This is a genomic window from Aureispira sp. CCB-QB1 (assembly GCF_000724545.1).
GTDB lineage: Bacteria > Bacteroidota > Bacteroidia > Chitinophagales > Saprospiraceae > Aureispira.
Genome location: NZ_JHBV01000011.1, coordinates 1 through 17,536, shown reverse-complemented (window position 1 = coordinate 17,536; position 17,536 = coordinate 1). Strand labels below are relative to the sequence as shown.

15 protein-coding genes are annotated in these 17,536 nt (G+C 36.3%); 6 read left to right on the top strand and 9 right to left on the bottom strand.

Translation table 11 applies throughout. The features are described from left to right. Positions 1-96: 96 nt before the first annotated feature. Positions 97-948, bottom strand: coding sequence for a hypothetical protein (locus CG11_RS04455; RefSeq protein WP_052593565.1), 852 nt, complete (start codon positions 946-948; stop codon positions 97-99). Between the two features lie 115 nt (positions 949-1,063). After that, a complete protein-coding gene (locus CG11_RS04450; protein WP_052593563.1) occupies positions 1,064-1,573 on the bottom strand; it encodes a hypothetical protein in 510 nt (169 codons plus the stop codon). 772 nt (positions 1,574-2,345) lie between these two features. Between CG11_RS04450 and CG11_RS04445 the strand changes: the two genes are divergently transcribed. From CG11_RS04445 to CG11_RS04435, 3 genes are all read left to right on the top strand, one after another. Next, positions 2,346-3,128 (top strand): helix-turn-helix transcriptional regulator, encoded by a 783-nt coding sequence (locus CG11_RS04445; RefSeq protein WP_052593561.1) that lies wholly within the window; start codon positions 2,346-2,348, stop codon positions 3,126-3,128. Between the two features lie 103 nt (positions 3,129-3,231). Continuing rightward, a complete protein-coding gene (locus CG11_RS04440; protein ID WP_052593559.1) occupies positions 3,232-3,864 on the top strand; it encodes an NAD(P)-dependent oxidoreductase in 633 nt (210 codons plus the stop codon). A 135-nt stretch (positions 3,865-3,999) separates the two neighbouring features. Next, entirely contained in the window at positions 4,000-4,494 is a 495-nt protein-coding gene (locus CG11_RS04435) for a DUF1772 domain-containing protein (RefSeq protein ID WP_052593557.1), read from the top strand. Positions 4,495-4,557: 63 nt separating this feature from the next. Here CG11_RS04435 and CG11_RS04430 read toward each other — a convergent pair whose 3' ends face one another. The 5 genes from CG11_RS04430 to CG11_RS04405 all read right to left on the bottom strand — a co-directional run bounded on the left by CG11_RS04430 (position 4,558) and on the right by CG11_RS04405 (position 11,459). After that, positions 4,558-5,340: an enoyl-CoA hydratase/isomerase family protein gene (locus tag CG11_RS04430; RefSeq protein WP_052593556.1), complete on the bottom strand. Its 783-nt coding sequence runs from the start codon at positions 5,338-5,340 to the stop codon at positions 4,558-4,560. Positions 5,341-5,419: 79 nt separating this feature from the next. Continuing rightward, entirely contained in the window at positions 5,420-7,495 is a 2,076-nt protein-coding gene (paaZ, locus tag CG11_RS04425; protein ID WP_052593554.1) for a phenylacetic acid degradation bifunctional protein PaaZ, read from the bottom strand. Between the two features lie 395 nt (positions 7,496-7,890). Further along, complete coding sequence (locus CG11_RS04415; RefSeq protein ID WP_156039655.1) at positions 7,891-8,421, bottom strand: hypothetical protein; 531 nt, start codon at positions 8,419-8,421, stop codon at positions 7,891-7,893. A gap of 234 nt (positions 8,422-8,655) precedes the next feature. Continuing rightward, a complete protein-coding gene (gene pcaF / locus CG11_RS04410; protein ID WP_052593548.1) occupies positions 8,656-9,864 on the bottom strand; it encodes a 3-oxoadipyl-CoA thiolase in 1,209 nt (402 codons plus the stop codon). A gap of 215 nt (positions 9,865-10,079) precedes the next feature. Then, on the bottom strand, positions 10,080-11,459 hold the full coding sequence (locus CG11_RS04405) for a saccharopine dehydrogenase C-terminal domain-containing protein (RefSeq protein WP_052593545.1): 1,380 nt from the start codon (positions 11,457-11,459) through the stop codon (positions 10,080-10,082). A gap of 226 nt (positions 11,460-11,685) precedes the next feature. On the opposite strand from CG11_RS04405, the gene CG11_RS04400 reads away from it, so the two are divergent. Both CG11_RS04400 and CG11_RS04395 read left to right on the top strand, forming a co-directional pair. Beyond that, complete coding sequence (locus CG11_RS04400) at positions 11,686-12,168, top strand: cytidine deaminase (RefSeq protein WP_052593594.1); 483 nt, start codon at positions 11,686-11,688, stop codon at positions 12,166-12,168. Positions 12,169-12,256: 88 nt separating this feature from the next. Beyond that, complete coding sequence (locus tag CG11_RS04395) at positions 12,257-12,763, top strand: alpha/beta hydrolase (protein ID WP_063833007.1); 507 nt, start codon at positions 12,257-12,259, stop codon at positions 12,761-12,763. 17 nt (positions 12,764-12,780) lie between these two features. Here the strand turns inward: CG11_RS04395 and CG11_RS04390 are convergent, their stop codons facing one another. Then, positions 12,781-14,256, bottom strand: a complete 1,476-nt coding sequence (locus CG11_RS04390; RefSeq protein WP_081909456.1) for an OmpA family protein — start codon at positions 14,254-14,256, stop codon at positions 12,781-12,783. Between the two features lie 184 nt (positions 14,257-14,440). On the opposite strand from CG11_RS04390, the gene CG11_RS04385 reads away from it, so the two are divergent. After that, positions 14,441-14,998: a CAP domain-containing protein gene (locus tag CG11_RS04385; RefSeq protein WP_052593539.1), complete on the top strand. Its 558-nt coding sequence runs from the start codon at positions 14,441-14,443 to the stop codon at positions 14,996-14,998. Between the two features lie 77 nt (positions 14,999-15,075). On the opposite strand, the gene CG11_RS04380 is transcribed toward CG11_RS04385, so the two are convergent. Beyond that, positions 15,076-16,938 carry an alkaline phosphatase D family protein gene (locus CG11_RS04380; protein ID WP_052593538.1) on the bottom strand — a complete coding sequence of 621 codons (1,863 nt, stop codon included), beginning with the start codon at positions 16,936-16,938 and terminating at the stop codon, positions 15,076-15,078. Between the last annotated feature and the right edge of the window lie 598 nt (positions 16,939-17,536).

Below are 17,536 nucleotides of genomic sequence, written 5' to 3'. Positions count from 1 at the left end.
AAATGATTACTAAGAATTGAACTAGTAAATACAAAAAGAGGCTGCCCTTTTCAGACAGCCTCTTTAGTTATGTTATTATAGTGTATATATTCTTTATTAGAAATAAAAGAACATAAATACAGCACCATTCATGTTGTCAACACCAGCAGAAAATGCAGTTGTTGCGCCAGTAGTAGTATTGTTGATTCCTGCTTCACCTGTAGTAACATTAAAGTACTCAGAAGAAGTTGTTCTTTCAAATGTAGAGTTCAATGCAAGCCCCCATCCAAACTCTACTCCTAGAGAAAGTTTAGGTGCTACGAAGTATTCTACTCCTACAAAACCTCTAAGTCCAACGCCAAAAGTAGTGCTTGATCCATCAGTCAATACTCTTTCGTTACCATTGATGTTTGTTCCCCAATCGTAAGATGTAGGAACAACGTTAGCGTTAGAATATCCATTACCATAAGAATAGATATATCCAGTAGATTGTTGTAATCTCAAAATAAGATCAAGACCATAGTATCCTTGGATACGACCTTTACCTCTTCTCATTTCGTAACCCAATGCTAATGTATAGTGTCCGTTATCTGCTTTTCTAGAATCCAAAACCATATCCATTGGATTGTTAGAAGAATTATCTCTAACGTATTGGTTTTCTGTCACAGAACTCAAGTTAAAACCAAAGTGTACACGAGCAGCTGTTTTCTCTGACAACATGTATTTCCCCATAATAACAGAGTTTCCAAATACATTGAAAAACTTGTTAGAAGAAGCGTATAGGTTATTTGAATTATTGTTAAAAGAGTTTCCAAACCAGTTAAAGAAAGGAATCATGTTAACTCCCAATCCGATATCACCAGATTCAGGAAGAATTAGTTGTCCTTTTTTGCCTGTTAGTGGCTCATCTTGTGCATTAGCACCAAAAAACAAGAAAGAACATACTACTAATAATAATACTTTTTTCATTACATAAGTTTTTTTGATAGTTTGTGTTTTTTATGATCTTGCTATTCAACAAAACCAATAAAATGCGAAACAAAGTTTGCAACCTTGTTCTTTAACATAAACTAAAAGATTCTTTTTAATAGTTGTGTTCTTGGATAATTACAGCACCATCCCAAACAGAAACAGCCTCATCTCCTTTCGTGAAGATTTCAGTCTCTGTGATTACTTCATCGTTACCTGTTACCGTATTAAAACGCTCTCTTCTAACGTCCAATTCCAAATCTGGGAATTTAACATCTACATCGTAAGGAGTTCCGATAGCTGGCAACTCAACTACTACATCACCAGAAGCATCTACAGTACCGTCATAAGTTAATTTGTCATAAGAATATCCAGCAACAGGATTCTCTTGTAATTTCTCAGAGTTTACCACAAATTTAACAACAGTTCCAGCAGGAACGTTCTCATATTGAGTCATTGCACTACCGTTGTAAGTAGTATCGTTTGTTTCATCTGTGTTGATACCTAAGTGAAGAGTTACCATTGCTGTTCCTGGCTCAGCTGGAGCAGTTTGAGTTTTTGTACAAGAAGTACCTAGTACTGCTATTACCATCATAACGATAGCAGCTAAAGTCAATTTCTTCATAATTTTAGAAGTTTGTTGGTTAAATAAAATGAAGTTTTGGTTTCGTCTAAATGTTAACTTAGTATTACATTAACCTTAAGACAGCGCAAAAGTACATCTTTTTTTGTTTAGAATCCAGTATATTTTTAAACTACTACTCTACTTTAACTTATGAAACTTAGTACATATTTTCATGTAGTTTCTTTGCCTAATCCTATTTATCAAAAAAACAAATAGATATAGACTTAATCTAACCAAAAAATCAAACTCACCATCTAAAACCAAGCTCTAAACTAAATTCTATTCAATTAATTATCAATAGATTACAATAACCCCAAAAGCTATTCAAAAGCTTTTGCTAAGAGGCTATTTAAAACATATAATTGCAAATTTTCGCTTTAAATCTTACTCATTTTTCTATTTTATCGTTCTTCTATTTTGTCACTGCAACAATGTGCTATATTAGTTTGTTTATAGGCAAATTTTAACTTTTTCCTAAGACTTTACGTGTTAACAAAAACTTATGAATCCGTGGTGCAACATGGAGGATTTTTTGTTAAAATACATTGCTACTTTTAACACAAATCTTTGACAAAGTGTTAATTATTTGCAAACAGTACTTAGTTCTCTAAGCAAATTACTTCTATTGCCTTTTTTTTATATTTTATAGATTTTTATACTTAGTAATGAGGTCATCTACTTCATAAAAAAAGCTAACCACTAATTGACTCTATGTATCAAAAGAGGCAAGAAATTTAATAGATTGATTTAATTACAAATCGTTATCTCCTTTATGAATAAAATAAACTACGAAGTCAGCAATAAATTAAAGCCTTTTGTTAATTGTATTATGGAAGGAGAAAATAATGCTAAAAATGCTCATACACATATCCCCTTATATGCAGATGGTTACCCTGGTATCATGTTTCAACAATCATCCAATGGCTTTTATTTACTTCCCAAAAAGAAAAAACTATCTGAATTGTTTTTATATGGTCAAACCATAGCCCCTGTTTCCTTAGATGTTCAAGGTCCATATAGATTTATCGTTCTTCAGCTCTACCCTTTTGCTTCTAAATACCTCCTAAACATTAACCCTCGTACCCTAAACGATGAATGTTATGACTTACTATCTACCCAACAAGTAGATGCCTCTGTCTATTTACAACGCCTCAAAGCAACTAACAGCCTAAAAACTCAAAGTCAAATTTTGACTGAATTGGCAGCTGCATTAATTGATGCTCATGCCGTTCCTCCAAATGATAGCATCCAAAAAGCTATTAGTATTATTATTCAACAAAAAGGTCAAATTAAAATCAAAGATATTTTGCACCAAGTTTATCTCACTGAACGGACTTTTGAGCGCCATTTTAGAACAGAAGTAGGACTAAGCCCCAAACAATTTGCTCGAATTATACAATTTCAATGTTCCTTGAATCAGCTCCACACCTCAAATTTTGATAAACTAACAGAGGTTGGCTTAGATAGTGGCTTTGCCGATCAATCTCATTTTATTCGAACGTTTAAAAAATACACTGGTCAAACCCCTTCTTTTTATCTAAAAAATCAATTCTAATCTTCCCTTTATACTTTGTCGGTTTTGTTCTATTCTTTGGCATTTAGCTAGCCTACCTTTGTGTTACTAATTCACTTAAACACAATCATAAACAAAATTAGCCATGAAAGTCATTATATTTGGAGCCTCAGGAACGGTTGGAAAGCATTTGATACAACAAGCTTTAGAACAAGGGCATGAAGTCAGCACATTTAGTAGAGATATTAGCAAACTCAACGAGTTCGATCATCCCAAACTTTACAAAATACAAGGAGATGTTTTGCACAAAGAAGCGGTAGAAAAAGCCATAATAGGAAAAGAAGCTGTTATTGTTGTTCTAGGTGCTGGAGCAAATAGAAAAAGTGTTGTTCGCTCTATCGGTACTCAACATATTATCCAAGCAATGGAAAAAACAGGGGTAAATCGCTTGATTTGCCAATCGACATTAGGGGCAGGAAATAGCTACAGCAACTTGAATTTCTTTTGGAAATACATCATGTTTGGATGGTTTTTAAAACCTGTTTTTCTAGATCACCAACAACAAGAGCGTTTCGTCACTCAGAGCAACTTAAATTGGACAATTGTACGACCAGGAGCGTTCACCGATGGTCCTCAAACCAAAAACTATCAACATGGTTTTTCTCCTTCCCATCGCTCTCTAAAGTTAAAAATTTCTAGAGCTGATATTGCTCATTTCATACTACAACAACTATACAGCAACCATTATCTCTTTAAATCCCCAGGTTTGTCCTATTAGTGTTTAGTTGCTTTTTATAATTTTTTTCTTTCAAAATACTACCAGTCAATTCTCTCAAAGGCACTATTCATAAAGCTTTGGAGTAAAGCACCTTTACTTAATTTTCAAGCAAAATCTTAATTCTAATACAAAACAATGAAACTTTCATTACTATTATTGTTGCTAGCCGTACTTAGCACTGGCTTTATGGCAGGGATTTTTTTTACGTGGACCAATGCGGTTACACCAGGCATTGGCAAACTAAATTCTTTGGAATACCTCAAAGCATTGCAAGCCATGAATCGAGTCATTCTAAACCCTTTATTTTATATAGCATTTTTAGCTCCTATTGCAATGTTACTTTTAAGTATTGCCTTCAACTATGTAACAGCTCCTCCCAATATATTTAGATTGATTTTAAGTGCAGGAATTCTTTATTTTATCGGGACGTTTTTGGTTACTATTCTAGGCAATATTCCTCTCAACAATATACTAGATCAAAGCCATTTAGAAATTCTATCGCCTGACGTCTTGGATGAATTAAGAATCCAAATCGAGCAGCCTTGGAATCAGTTCAATCTATATCGAACTTGGAGTTCTTTTAGTAGTTTTATACTCTTGTTAATTGCTGTTTTTTTGTGGTTGAAATAATCAAACAAGCCCCCTAACCAATTGAACATTTGCTAGGGGGCTTTTAATATCATAACCAATCCGTTACTTTTGTTTTACTTTCGCCTTAAAAGTATTGATTGCTTCAACTGTAAAATCAGACAAAACCAATCGACCACTCATAGCGGCACGTTCAGACAACAAATCGTCCCATTGCTCCGTTCCTTCCCAAAATACTTTTTTCAACAATTGCTGTGCTTCTGGGTTAGACTTAGCCAATGTGCTTGCTAACAAAGATATCTTTGTATCCATTTCCTCTACTGTTTCTGATACGTCAGCATACAAGCCTTGCTGCTGTGCCCATTCTGGCGAGTACCAAGCTGTTGCATTGATTGCCATTTGAGAAAAAGCAGAAGTTCCAACTTTGCGTTCAACCGCTGGACCAACAACAAAAGGACCAATTCCGATTGCCAATTCACTCAATTTTACAGCAGCATATCGAGTAGCATAACAATAATCTACAGCTGAGGCAACGCCGACACCACCACCAACAGCTTTTCCATGTACCCGTCCTATAATAAGTTTAGGACATTTTCTACACGCATTGATAACATTAGCAAACCCCATAAAAAAGGCATGACCTGTCTCAAAATCTTTGATAGAAATCAACTCATCGAAACTAGCTCCTGCACAGAATGTACGTTCTCCGCTACTTTTTAGAATAATAACAACTACTTCATCATCTTTTCCTACTTCGGTAATCGTATCTGCCAATTTTGCCAACAACTTACCAGGGAGAGAGTTGTGTGAAGGGTGAAAAAATTCAATAGTAGCCACCTTATTTTCAATGCTCACTTCTACTGAGCCTAATTCTCTTTTATCTTCCATTATTAATTATCTATTTATTCAACATTATTGCTCATAAAACTAATTTTATTACTTCTATACTAAGTTACAATAAAGAAGTTTAATCCACTGCAATCACTTCGCCATCTTGATCTAGTTTGCGTACCATCGTTAAAATGGTTGCTAACGCACAAGTCTCTCCCGTTTCATCATAAACGTCCACCATAAATTTCACAATACCTTTGGCGATATCATCTTCACTTTTCTTTTCTTGATCTACTTTCTCTTTTACTGTAAATTTAACCCCAATTGTCATCCCAGGATACACTGGTTTTGTAAAACGACATTCATCCAAGCCATAATTTAACAAAACAGGACCTTTTTTTGCCTCTACAAACAAACCTGCTGCTTTTGCTAGTACCCAATAGCCATGCGCCACACGACCTTCAAAGATAGTTCCATCCAAAGAAGTTTCGTCTGTATGCGCATAGAAATGGTCACCGCTAACATTGGCAAAGTTGACTATATCTGCTACGGTTACCGTATGTTTCGCTGTAATCCATTGCTCGCCTACCTTTAATTCTTCAAAGTGCTTGCGGAATGGATGTACAGGATGCTCAATTCCTTTTGCTCCATACTGATAAACCCCTGTCAAATGCGTCAATGTAGTCGGTGTCCCTTGAATAGCAGTGCGTTGCAAATAATGTTTTACACCACGCAAACCACCCATTTCTTCACCTCCACCAGCACGACCAGGACCACCATGTGCCATCAAAGGCATCGGAGAACCATGCCCCGTACTCTCTTTAGCAGATTCTCTATTTAGTACCAGAATACGACCGTGATGCGTTGCTGCTCCTAAGACATATTGTCTAGCTATAGTATCATCATAAGTAGCAATTGAGCTAACTAATGAACCTTTTCCCATATTGGCCAGCTCTACTGCTTCCTCTATATTTTTGTAAGGCATAATGGTACTAATTGGACCAAAAGCCTCAATGCTATGTACTTCTGTTTTTTGGAAAGGATTGTCATTTAAGAATAACATTGGAGCCAAGAAAGCCCCTTTGTTGACATCTGCACCAATTACTTCAAAATCACGCTCAAAACTACCATAGACTAATTCGTTTTCTTGTGATAATAACTGAGCTGATTTTAATACTTCACTTAGCTGTTCATGACTTGCCAAAGAGCCCATTCTTACGCCTTCAGCCTGAGGATCTCCAATGGTTGTTTTTTTCAATCGAGCACTCAAAGCTAATTGCACGTCTTCCACCAAGTTTTCGGGGACAATAATACGGCGAATTGCAGTACACTTCTGCCCCGTCTTAACAGTCATTTCACGATGAACCTCTTTAATAAATAGTTGAAACTCTTCCGTATCTGGTGTTGCATCAGGTCCTAGTACAGAACAGTTTAATGAATCCGCTTCCATATTGAACGTAACAGCTTCATTAATAATATGTGGCAATGCCTTCAACATACGCCCAGTATGCGCAGATCCTGTAAAAGTAACAACATCTTGCGAATTGACCGTGTCTAAGATTCCAATTCCAGAACCACAAACCAATTGCAAGGCTCCTTCTGGCAAAATTCCAGAAGCAATGATATCTTTGACCATTACTTGTGTCAAATAAGATGTTTGCTCAGCTGGCTTGACAACTGCTGGCATCCCTGCTAATAAATTAACCGCTAACTTTTCTAACATTCCCCAAATAGGAAAGTTAAATGCGTTGATGTGAACCGCAACGCCCGCTTTGGGAACCATAATATGATGCCCAACAAAACTACCTTCCTTAGATAAACCCACCATTTCTCCATCTACATAATAAGGCTGGTCAGAAAACTTTTTTCTTAAACTTGCATAAGCAAATAAAGTTCCTATCCCGCCATCTATATCAATCCAACTATCTGTTTTAGTCGCACCTGACATATAACTAATAGGATAATATTCTTTGCGTTTTTTATGCAAGAACAAGGCTAACTTTTTAAGCATCAAACCACGCTCTAAGAAAGTCATGGTTCGCAAATTTCTATTTCCCACTTTTCGTCCGTAATCCAAAATGGCAGCAAAGTCCATTCCATCGCCATTCACTGCGGATATAGCAGCACCTGTTACTGCATTATGCTGTATAATTCCATCGCCATCATAAGGTGTCCATTGACCTAAGATGAAGTTATCTAATTTATTAGCCATACTATATTTTGTTTTTAATTGTAAGTTCTATGTATATAAATAATACTTCGTGGATTAGCTTTGTTGCTACTACATAGTATTTTATAAGCAGCTCCTTTGTACTGGTAGCACAAGCCAACTCGGCTATCGCTTAACTCTTTGCTTTGCTGTCCCAAAAACAAAAAACATCTTTGTATCAATTGTACAGCACTCACGAAGGATTGCATCAACCAACCTTACTAGTTATTTGTGTTTGCCTACTCAAATATACTAGTAATCCTTACAAAGAAAAAAAGTATCTTGATAAAGGCAAAATTAATTGGTGTTCGATTCTTCTTTTTGATATAAAAAGAAAAAAAAGGTAGACACATTTAAGCATCTACCTTCTTCAAAAATATAGTATACAATTAATCGTCTTATTTGATACATTCTAAAGCATCCATCAACATTCCTGCGGCTCCCTCTCTAAGATGCACATCAAAAGTATTATTTTTCATCCCTACACGTATATCTGTAATTCTGTATTGTTTTAATAAAGCTATCGTAGATTCTTTTAGTACAAAATCGGTTGCATAACGAAACTCTACCTTATCCTCTACATTTCGCATCAGGTCAGCCAATGGTAATTTTATTTTTTCTTTATTTTCTAACAACAAAATTAGCTGATTCCGAGCATTGTTATCTGTAAACGTTGGAGACATAACCATTGTCACAGGGAACTTTAAGACAAAGTATCGCTTCTCTCCAATTTGTCGAAATTGTGCCATTACCTTCCGCAGCGGCAAAGCGCCATCTCGTTTAACTTTTTGGGCAATAACGATTGCTTCCGTCAATCGTTCTACTTTATTATCAAAAGCATCTACCTCATTTTTTTCATACAAGCAATCTTGTGCCACACTCTGCACAGAAAATAACCCTATAAGACCAGCAATTATTATATACTTCATTCTTTCTAATTTATGTTTGGAATAATTGATTGATAGTTTTATATCAAGATTCATACTAAAGTCGAACAGTTTTTAGAAAACCACCAAATAAAAATAAAAATCCCCCAATTACCCCAAATCAATTGAGCAAGCAGATTCCCTTTTTTTATAAAAAAAAAGTTGTAAGCCTAACGTCTTGTTAAACTTACAACTTGCCTATTTTGAATGCCCTAAAGCATTTTTCATCATAGCCTTTTAAGCCTTTTCAATGATGGTTGCATATCCTTGACCAACACCAATACACATGGTTACCAAGGCATAACGCTTACCTGTTTTTTGTAACTCTAAAGCTGCTGAGTGCATGATACGAGTTCCTGTAACTCCTAGCGGATGACCAATAGCAATGGCTCCACCATTTGGATTAATACGAGCATCATCATCTGCCAAACCTAAAGCACGTGTACAAGCCAAGCTTTGAGCAGCAAAGGCCTCATTCAATTCAATGATATCCATATCGTCTAAGGTCAAACCTGCTTTTTCCAATGCTTTTTGAGAGGCTTTGACAGGACCTATGCCCATAATTCTAGGCTCTACACCAACAACAGCAGAAGATACAATCCTTGCCAATGGTTTTAAATTGTATTGTTTTACAGCATCTTCAGAAGCGATAATTGTTGCAGCAGCACCATCGTTTAATCCCGATGCATTGCCAGCCGTTACAGTTCCACCTTCTTTTTTAAACGCTGTACGTAATTTTCCTAGTACTTCCAAAGAAGTATTGGGCTTGATAAATTCGTCTTGATCAAAAATAATAGGATCTTTCTTTCTTTGAGGAATCGATACCGCTACAATTTCTTCTGCCAAACGACCACTTTCTTGAGCTTTTGTAGCTTTCATTTGTGACCAATAGGCAAACTTATCTTGGTCTATTCTATTGATATTATATAATTCTGCCAAATTTTCAGCCGTTACTCCCATTCCATCTACCCCGTACAATTCTTTCATTTTGGGATTGACAAAACGCCATCCAAAACTAGAATCGTGCATTTGTGCATCTCTACCAAATGGCTTAGACACCTTAGAAATCACCCATGGACCACGTGTCATATGCTCCACTCCACCTGAAATAAACAAATCACCATCACCAGCCTTGATAGCACGGTTGGCATGAATAATAGCCGACATGCCAGACGAACAGAGTCGATTAACCGTCTCGCCAGGAACAGACCAAGGCAACCCTGCTAACAACAAACACATACGAGCTACATTTCGGTTGTCCTCCCCTGCCTGATTGGCACAGCCCATAATGACATCGTCATACGCTTCTAAAGGAATATTTGGATTTCTCTTAACGAGTTCTTTGATCACCAAAGCTCCTAAATCGTCTGTACGAATAGGTGCTAATGTTCCACAAAAATTTCCAATTGCCGTACGAATACCATCTACAATATATGCCTCTTTCATGTTTTTATTTTTTTATAATAAGAGCTCTTTGATAACTCATAGATTTTGGTAAAGTTTGAGTAATCAAAAAACGATAAATGAGAGCGTGTCTAAAAAATTTCATTGCGCTAAATTCCTAGCCCAAACAATTTCTCGCTATACTTTGTTTTGTTCTTCTTTGATTTTATGCCTTTTAATAATATAAAAGATACCATTAACATCTAGTCAAACAAGTCTTACATTTCATTTGGGAAATACTCATTAAAAGACTCCAAGTCTACATCCATAGATGTAAAGCCAACTCCAAGTTCTTCCAATTCTTTCATAACAGGCTCATAAATTTCTGGGGTAATTGGAATTAACACACCTTTTGAGGTGATATTCCCTAGCAGAATATTCTTTACTCCAATTGCCAAAGGCAAACCAACCAACTTAGACATAGCCGTGTTAGAACTGTTTTCTCCATAGAAAATCAACGTAGACAAATGGCGTTTTTTCTGATGATCTAGTTCATACTCTACCTCATGTTGCATCAAAATCATATCCTTATCTTCAGGCTCTAATTTCCATTTACGCTCTAATAATTCTTGCAAAATTTGCGCAGAAGTCGCTTCATCTAAAGGTATTTTTTCATCAGAAAACAGCCCCAGCCACTCTAGTTTATCCAAAGCTTCGTCAGCCATATTCAAATCAAAAAGCGTGGCAATTTGAGTTCTCAATGTTCCGTACCCTACTCGTTCTAAAGTTGGTGACAAATAACTTCTCACCCATTGGCGATAGGTTAAGTCATCCGAATATTCCATTTTATAAGTATCATCTGTCAACCCTAAACGCACCAAAATATCCCACGCTTTGCAAAATCCTTTGTAGCGAAGTGTTCCACGCATAATAGTTGGAATGTCATCCAAACCATAAGAATCCTTGTATTTTAGAGATGTTCTATTTGGATAAGCATCGTACCACCCCATTGTAGGAATATAAACTAAGTCCGATTTGCTAAACAATCTATGATAAGGAGTATGGCGATAACGATGTTCGTATAAATATTGAGAAACACCTTGTCCTGCCAAAACAACATTTCGAGGGTTCCAAGAAAATTTATAATGCCAAGGATTTGTATCACTTTCTGGAGCGACCAATCCCCCTGCATAAGAATAGAATGCGCTAATTTTGCCACCTTTGGCACGGATACTATTAATCATCTGCATAGCGGACATGTGGTCAATTCCAGGATCCAAACCAATTTCATTCAAGAAAATTAGTCCTTTCCCCTTTACTTCTTCATGCAATTCTTTCAACTCAGGAGAAACATAAGAAGCTGTTGCCAAATCCTTGCCCAAACGCAAGCAATCTTTTGCAACATGAATATGCAAATGTGCAGGCAGCATAGAAACAACAAAATCTGCTGCTTCCAAATGAGGCAACCTTTCTTCGGCATCTAAAGCATTAAATGTCACTACTGTTCCTTTATCATGTCCTTTTACCTTCTCTTCTGCCAAAGCTATGTCTGCATCTGCTACTGTAATTTCCCAATTATGTGCTGCTGCATGTTTTAGTAGGTATTGGATAAGAGATGTTGCAGAACGTCCTGCTCCAATAATCAATATCTTCTTCATTTTTATACTATTTTTATTATAAACTTTTGTAAGTTTATAGGCTATTGCTTTTATAAAAAGGGTTCTTGTCTGGTTAAAATTATCCGACTTGACTTCCCCAAAAGCTATTATTTTATTATTAGGACTGTTTTATACACAAATGTAGTTTTACTATTAAAAAAACCATAATTCCAAACGAATATTTTGCGATTCATTTGTAACATTCTAAGGAATGAAAGAAATCAGTATGAAAAAAATCACTTTGCAATCTGAAATAGAAGTTGCTAAATCTATTGCCGAATTGAGCGAGATAGATGCACAATTATTGGCTACAGCCAAAGAAGCGGCAAAAGGAGCTTATGCCCCTTATTCTAATTTTAAAGTAGGTGCAGCTGTTTTGATGGACAATGAGGCGATTGTAATTGGCAACAATCAAGAAAATGCCGCATTTCCTGTCACCATGTGTGGCGAACGGAACGCTGTTTTTTCGGCGGCAGCACAATATCCCAATATTGCTATTAAGGCTGTTGCCATAACCATTATTAGTGCCAAAGGCAATATAGATCGACCAATTCCTCCTTGTGGCTCTTGTCGTCAAGTAATTTATGAAAATGAGACCAGACATCAATCTGATATTCGATTGATTTTGCAGGGTGACATTGGGGAGATTTATGTTGTACAAAGTGTGAAAGATATTTTACCCTTGTTGTTTGATGCTTCTTACTTATAACTTTTTATCCCTCCATTATCTAACTAAGAGAATTACAAACAACAAATAAGAACGCCCCTATACATACTGCGAACTACGAATTGATATTATGTTTATTATATTTTCACACGGCAAAGAAAGTGGACCGCATGGAGCTAAGATCCAATTGCTATCATCCATCGCTCAAAAGATGGGTTTTGAAACCTATTCTATGGATTATACCAACTGCAAAAATGTAAACGAACGGGTCAAACTGCTGCTTCAATTCATAGAAGGACAACCGACTCAAAACCTTATTTTAGTAGGTTCCAGTATGGGAGGTTATGTGGCTACTGTTGTTGCCCAAAAATGTACCGTTGACGCTCTATTTTTGATGTGTCCTGCACTTTATTTGCCCAACTACCCCATTCAAGACTATCATCCCACAACAACAAACATTGAAATCATACATGGTTGGCAAGATACAATAGTTCCTTATTCACATTCTATTCGTTTTGGCAAACATACCAATGCAAAGGTACACTTAATTCAAGACAACCATCGCTTGAGTGAGCAACGCCCATTTCTTGCCGACACCTTTCAACAATTTTTAATTCGTTACCAACAAAATTATTGAGGGTACAGTGGTGTATTTTACGGTATTCTCAGACCATTTTTATAAGCAACAATTTTTGCTGTTGGAAACTGTTGCTTATAATTTACTAATGCCTCTTGGGCGGTCTTATAATCGGCATAATCTCCTATCAAAAAAGCATAATGTTGCTCTTTTAATAAGTCAATAAAAATCACATCAAACTCATAAAACAAAAAGTGATTCGTAGATAAATCTCCTTTTTTGTCTAAGAGCTGAATTTTGTACCCATTGTATGCTGCACTCATTGTTTGAGGTTTCGAAGGCATAGAACGATGGTACAGTTCGGTCGTTGCTCCTCCTTCTGCATACGCCTGATTATTGGCTTCCAAAATTAAATCAAAATTGCGTTCTTGCATCATAGATGATAACGAACGCACCTGCATAGGATCTTCTGCTAAAATATCAATTACGGTCAATTCCGTTCTTCGATTCTGTTGATACAATTCCTCAGTACACTCGACTCCGTCAACACAAGAGTTAACAGGTTGTGTTTCTCCATACCCCTTTGCCTCTATTTGATTTTTTTGAACAGGAACTTTTGCTTTGATATAGTTAACAACAGCATTTGCTCTACGCTGCGATAGTTCCATATTAGCTTGATTGTTTCCTCTAGAGTCTGTATGCGCACTTAGTTCTACTACAATTTGAGGATTGTCATACATCATTTGAGCCAACTCATCTAACTGAGGTTTTGCCTCTGGACGCAACGTTGCTTTTCCCAAATCGTAGTAAATATTTTCCATTTTCATCTTTTCATTCAAGACTACTTTTTTCATCATAACATTTGTCCCCAAAGTTCCCATAGTATTCTCTTTGGTTAAGTTGTCTGTTACACTAGGCGTAACGGTACCAAAACCCTCCATACAGAGAATACATCCATTTACATTCACATTTGCTCTCATTCGCTTAGCATAATACCCCTCTTTTCTTAACAAGAAAATGTATTCATTCCCTTGCTCCAAATGGCACTGAATTCGATGGCTAGGATGCTTCGCAATATTAACCACCTCTTTTTGTAATGTATTGTTATAAATTTCGATGTGAGCCCCTTCTATCCCATATGCAGGTGCTCCAGGATTTGTTTCATCTACCAAATCAGTTAAAGTCATATCTAATGTATACCCTGGCAACCTAGACAACTCCAACTTAGTAAATATTCCTTCATTGGCTCGACGTCCTTGAGTCGTAATGGTTGTTCTTCCTGTCTGAAAAGCTGATTTTTTAGCTTCTATTGTATACGTTCCATTTATAATTGGAATTTTCACTTCAAACTTTCCCTGTACATCAGTAATTGTTTTTAATTGATGCACACTATCTTCAGAACTTATAGTTACTTTTACTTCATTGAGATAACCTCGGTTATTACTCTCATAAATATACCCAACTAAAACTGCGTTTGGAATATCTTGCCCTACAAGCATACTACAGCAGTACAAGAAAAAAAATAGGCTCAATATCGTTTTATTATACATCATTTTTATTTGGTATATCTTCAATACAATCTAACAAAAGGTCACTTATAGAGAATTTTTAGTAAGAACAAATTGTTCCCACAGCTTGGCATAAAATTAGTAAATATTAATCTAATATACACAACAAGTTTCAGTAGCTAAGAGTTATCTTTAGCAAATTTTATGGCTCTTTATTAAGTTTTGAAAAATGAACAACAAGCAAATCAATCTCCCAATTACTGCTGCTAAATATTTATTATTAGGATTATGTTTATCCTTTTCTTTATCAATAACTGCCCAAGACTTTAAAGGCATTCCAACAGGAAATGAAAAAATCAGTTCCTCTAAAAATAGCTTTGAACAAGAGTTGCTAGCTTTGGTCAATAAAGAACGTGCCAAACGACACCGAAAACCATTAATATTAAATGAGCAACTTACCTATGCTGCTCGCTATCACGCCATGGATATGGCTGTAGACAATTACTTTGACCATGAATCCAAAGATCGACGCACCAACGGGTCATATAAGAAAGTTTGTTCTGTTTTTGAACGAATGGATCGTTTTCTAAAAGGAAGTCTTTTTTCAAGAGCAGAAAATATTGCTGTTGGCAATCAGTCCCCCGAACAAGTCATGCGTGATTGGATGTCTAGCAAAGGGCATCGTGCTAATATCCTAGATAAAGAAGCCAAATATATTGGCTTGGCATATATTTATGTCGAAGGTAGTGAATGGGGAGGTTATTGGGTTCAAAATTTTGGGTTATAACAAATATCAATTGAAAATTTAAAGATTTTTTCACTGAGAATGAATCCTTAAATTTTCAATTGACTCAACCTATGGTTTTATTTTTTTACAACAATACGCTGTTCTTTCTTTCCATTAATATCCAGCACCAAGACATAGCTTCCTGGTAGTAGATTATTTATACTAAAAGTCGTTCGTTGTATACCACTAGCAACATTTCCAAAGTCTTGCGTTGCCAACGATCTTCCTAAGGCATCAAACAAATACATTTTTACAGGACCATCTTTGGTAATCGTATATTGAATGGTAATTTGTTCTGTAAAAGGATTCGGGTAAATGCTTAACAAAACATTTTCGTACGTATCTTCAACATCAGCCGTAGAAGTAATACAATTTCTAGGATTATAAGGTGCAGGCGCTCCAATTTGGCTAGCACTTGGCAAAGCCGCAATCGTACCATTGCTCAAATGGCGAGTTCCATCATCTGTTTTCCAAGAAGCACCATAATTTTCTACTGAGCTAATTTGATCAATTCTATCCACATAGTACCAATCTGCTTGTGCACGTGTTTTGTTGACATCCAAAACATAATACCCTTTCTCTGCCAAATCAATATACTTCATATGATCGTTTAAACTTTGCAAGACAGCTGCTCCAACACTTTGTGCCGCAGGTAACCCTGGAGATGTGACGCTGGTCACCACAAACTCTACCCCTGCTGAGCCTGCCCCTGTAGAACCATTGTAAGTACTGGTAGGAAGGTCGTTTGCCCAAGAAGTATGAATATCTCCTGTCAAAACAACGACATTCTCAATATTATTGGCAAAAATAGAGTCGTACAAGCTAGTTCGTTCGATTTCGTAAGCATCCCATTGGTCATCGTTGCCATATTGTTGTCCAAAAGGAAATGGATTAACATCAAAAGGAGCCATCATAACTTGTTGGCCTATAATTTGCCATTGTGCTGTTGAGGTATCCATATTATGACACAACCAATTAAATTGATCTGCCCCCAGTATAGTACGTCCAGGTGCATTAGCATTAGAAAACCCTTGTTCTTCTCTTCCTTGCAAACGAGTATCTAACATATGCAATTCTAAAAGATCACCATAACGGAATTTTCTATAGATTCTTTGTGTATCAACTGCTGGATCAGGCATACGCAATGGCATCCATTCGTAGTAAGCTTTGATCGCTTCCGCTTTTCTATTGAACCAGTTTCCTTCTCCTGCATCGTGATTACCAGCTCCCCCATACCAAGAGTTATTGGCAGTCTCGTGATCATCCCAGACACAAATAAAAGGATATTGTTGATGCAAACGCATCAGTGAATTATCCAATCGGTAATGAGACAAGCGCATTCTATAGTCACTCAAATTAATAATCTCATTAGCAGGCTGATAAGTACGATCGCTTCCGTATTCACCATCTCCATATTCATAGTAATAATCCCCCAAATGCAAAATAGCAGACACATCATTGCGTTCTGTGATTCTATCGTATGCATTAAAATACCCATGTGCATAAGAGGCGCACGAAACGACTGCAAACCTTAAACTATCTACATCTCCAACTGGTGCTGTTTTTGTTCTCCCTATAATAGACAACATGCCATCAGCTTCAAATTCATAATAATAAAATGTATTTGGCATTAGTCCTGTAACATCTACCTTCACTGTATAATCTATGGCATTAGAGGTTGTTACTGTTCCCGAATCAATAACATTCACCATTGCCGTATCTGTAGCCATGCGCCACTTGACTGTTTCTATCGTATCTGTTGTTGTTACTCTAGTCCATATAATAACAGCGTCACTAAGAGGATCTCCCGATGCAACCCCATGATAAAATGGAGCTAAACTTGAACGTGCTCCTGAGCGAGTGGTACTTTGGTTCGGATATTGGGCTTGTATTGTCAGGCAAATTCCCCAAAATAAACAAATTGTTAGTGCTATTTTCATAAATAAAAAAGAATGGATTGGTTTTATAAGAAGAATTGATTATTAACTTTTTGGTTAACTTAGTTACAAAGTGTTTTAGTGTATGAACCAAAAGAAATCATATCGTAAACTGTTTTTAGTTTTCTTACTATCAAGACAAAAAGCAGACTAGACTATCTGATGCTTTTTTAATGATGGGTGCAAGTAAAAAAATAGTTATTGCCAACACGAAAGCTTTTGGACAATTGCCCAAATTAGGCAGGGGGAGGTCTGCGAATATACAACTTTTTTATTAAAAAAAACAGCCTTTTTTTGTTAAACATTTGTAAGCTCAATGCTACTTATTTTCTTTATTTGCTCAAAAAAAGAGGCAGCATCAAAGTTGTAGTCTACTATCTACCAGATACTTATTTTTTTTATCATAAAAATATTCCTCTTAACATACTAACTATAAAGTTGCGCCATGTATCATTTCTCTTGACAATCCTTATCTAAGTATTTATCAATATAGCTGCTTCACCTAAAAACTAATTAGGAACTGAAGTTACGCAAAAGATGGATTACCCATCTTTAATAAATTGAGTTCATTGAAAGCTGCTTTATTAGCAGCAAGGTAAAT

What these genes read in the sequence shown, in the direction of transcription:
- CG11_RS04430 (WP_052593556.1), bottom strand. Translation starts at nt 5,340, where the DNA reads ATGGAAGATAAAAGAGAATTAGGCTCAGTAGAAGTGAGCATTGAAAAT.
- paaZ (WP_052593554.1), bottom strand. Translation starts at nt 7,495, where the DNA reads ATGGCTAATAAATTAGATAACTTCATCTTAGGTCAATGGACACCTTAT.
- CG11_RS04415 (WP_156039655.1), bottom strand. Translation starts at nt 8,421, where the DNA reads ATGAAGTATATAATAATTGCTGGTCTTATAGGGTTATTTTCTGTGCAG.
- CG11_RS04400 (WP_052593594.1), top strand. Translation starts at nt 11,686, where the DNA reads ATGAAAAAAATCACTTTGCAATCTGAAATAGAAGTTGCTAAATCTATT.
- CG11_RS04380 (WP_052593538.1), bottom strand. Translation starts at nt 16,938, where the DNA reads ATGAAAATAGCACTAACAATTTGTTTATTTTGGGGAATTTGCCTGACA.
- CG11_RS04440 (WP_052593559.1), top strand. Translation starts at nt 3,232, where the DNA reads ATGAAAGTCATTATATTTGGAGCCTCAGGAACGGTTGGAAAGCATTTG.
- CG11_RS04405 (WP_052593545.1), bottom strand. Translation starts at nt 11,459, where the DNA reads ATGAAGAAGATATTGATTATTGGAGCAGGACGTTCTGCAACATCTCTT.
- CG11_RS04435 (WP_052593557.1), top strand. Translation starts at nt 4,000, where the DNA reads ATGAAACTTTCATTACTATTATTGTTGCTAGCCGTACTTAGCACTGGC.
- CG11_RS04390 (WP_081909456.1), bottom strand. Translation starts at nt 14,256, where the DNA reads ATGATGTATAATAAAACGATATTGAGCCTATTTTTTTTCTTGTACTGC.
- CG11_RS04450 (WP_052593563.1), bottom strand. Translation starts at nt 1,573, where the DNA reads ATGAAGAAATTGACTTTAGCTGCTATCGTTATGATGGTAATAGCAGTA.
- pcaF (WP_052593548.1), bottom strand. Translation starts at nt 9,864, where the DNA reads ATGAAAGAGGCATATATTGTAGATGGTATTCGTACGGCAATTGGAAAT.
- CG11_RS04445 (WP_052593561.1), top strand. Translation starts at nt 2,346, where the DNA reads ATGAATAAAATAAACTACGAAGTCAGCAATAAATTAAAGCCTTTTGTT.
- CG11_RS04455 (WP_052593565.1), bottom strand. Translation starts at nt 948, where the DNA reads ATGAAAAAAGTATTATTATTAGTAGTATGTTCTTTCTTGTTTTTTGGT.
- CG11_RS04385 (WP_052593539.1), top strand. Translation starts at nt 14,441, where the DNA reads ATGAACAACAAGCAAATCAATCTCCCAATTACTGCTGCTAAATATTTA.
- CG11_RS04395 (WP_063833007.1), top strand. Translation starts at nt 12,257, where the DNA reads ATGTTTATTATATTTTCACACGGCAAAGAAAGTGGACCGCATGGAGCT.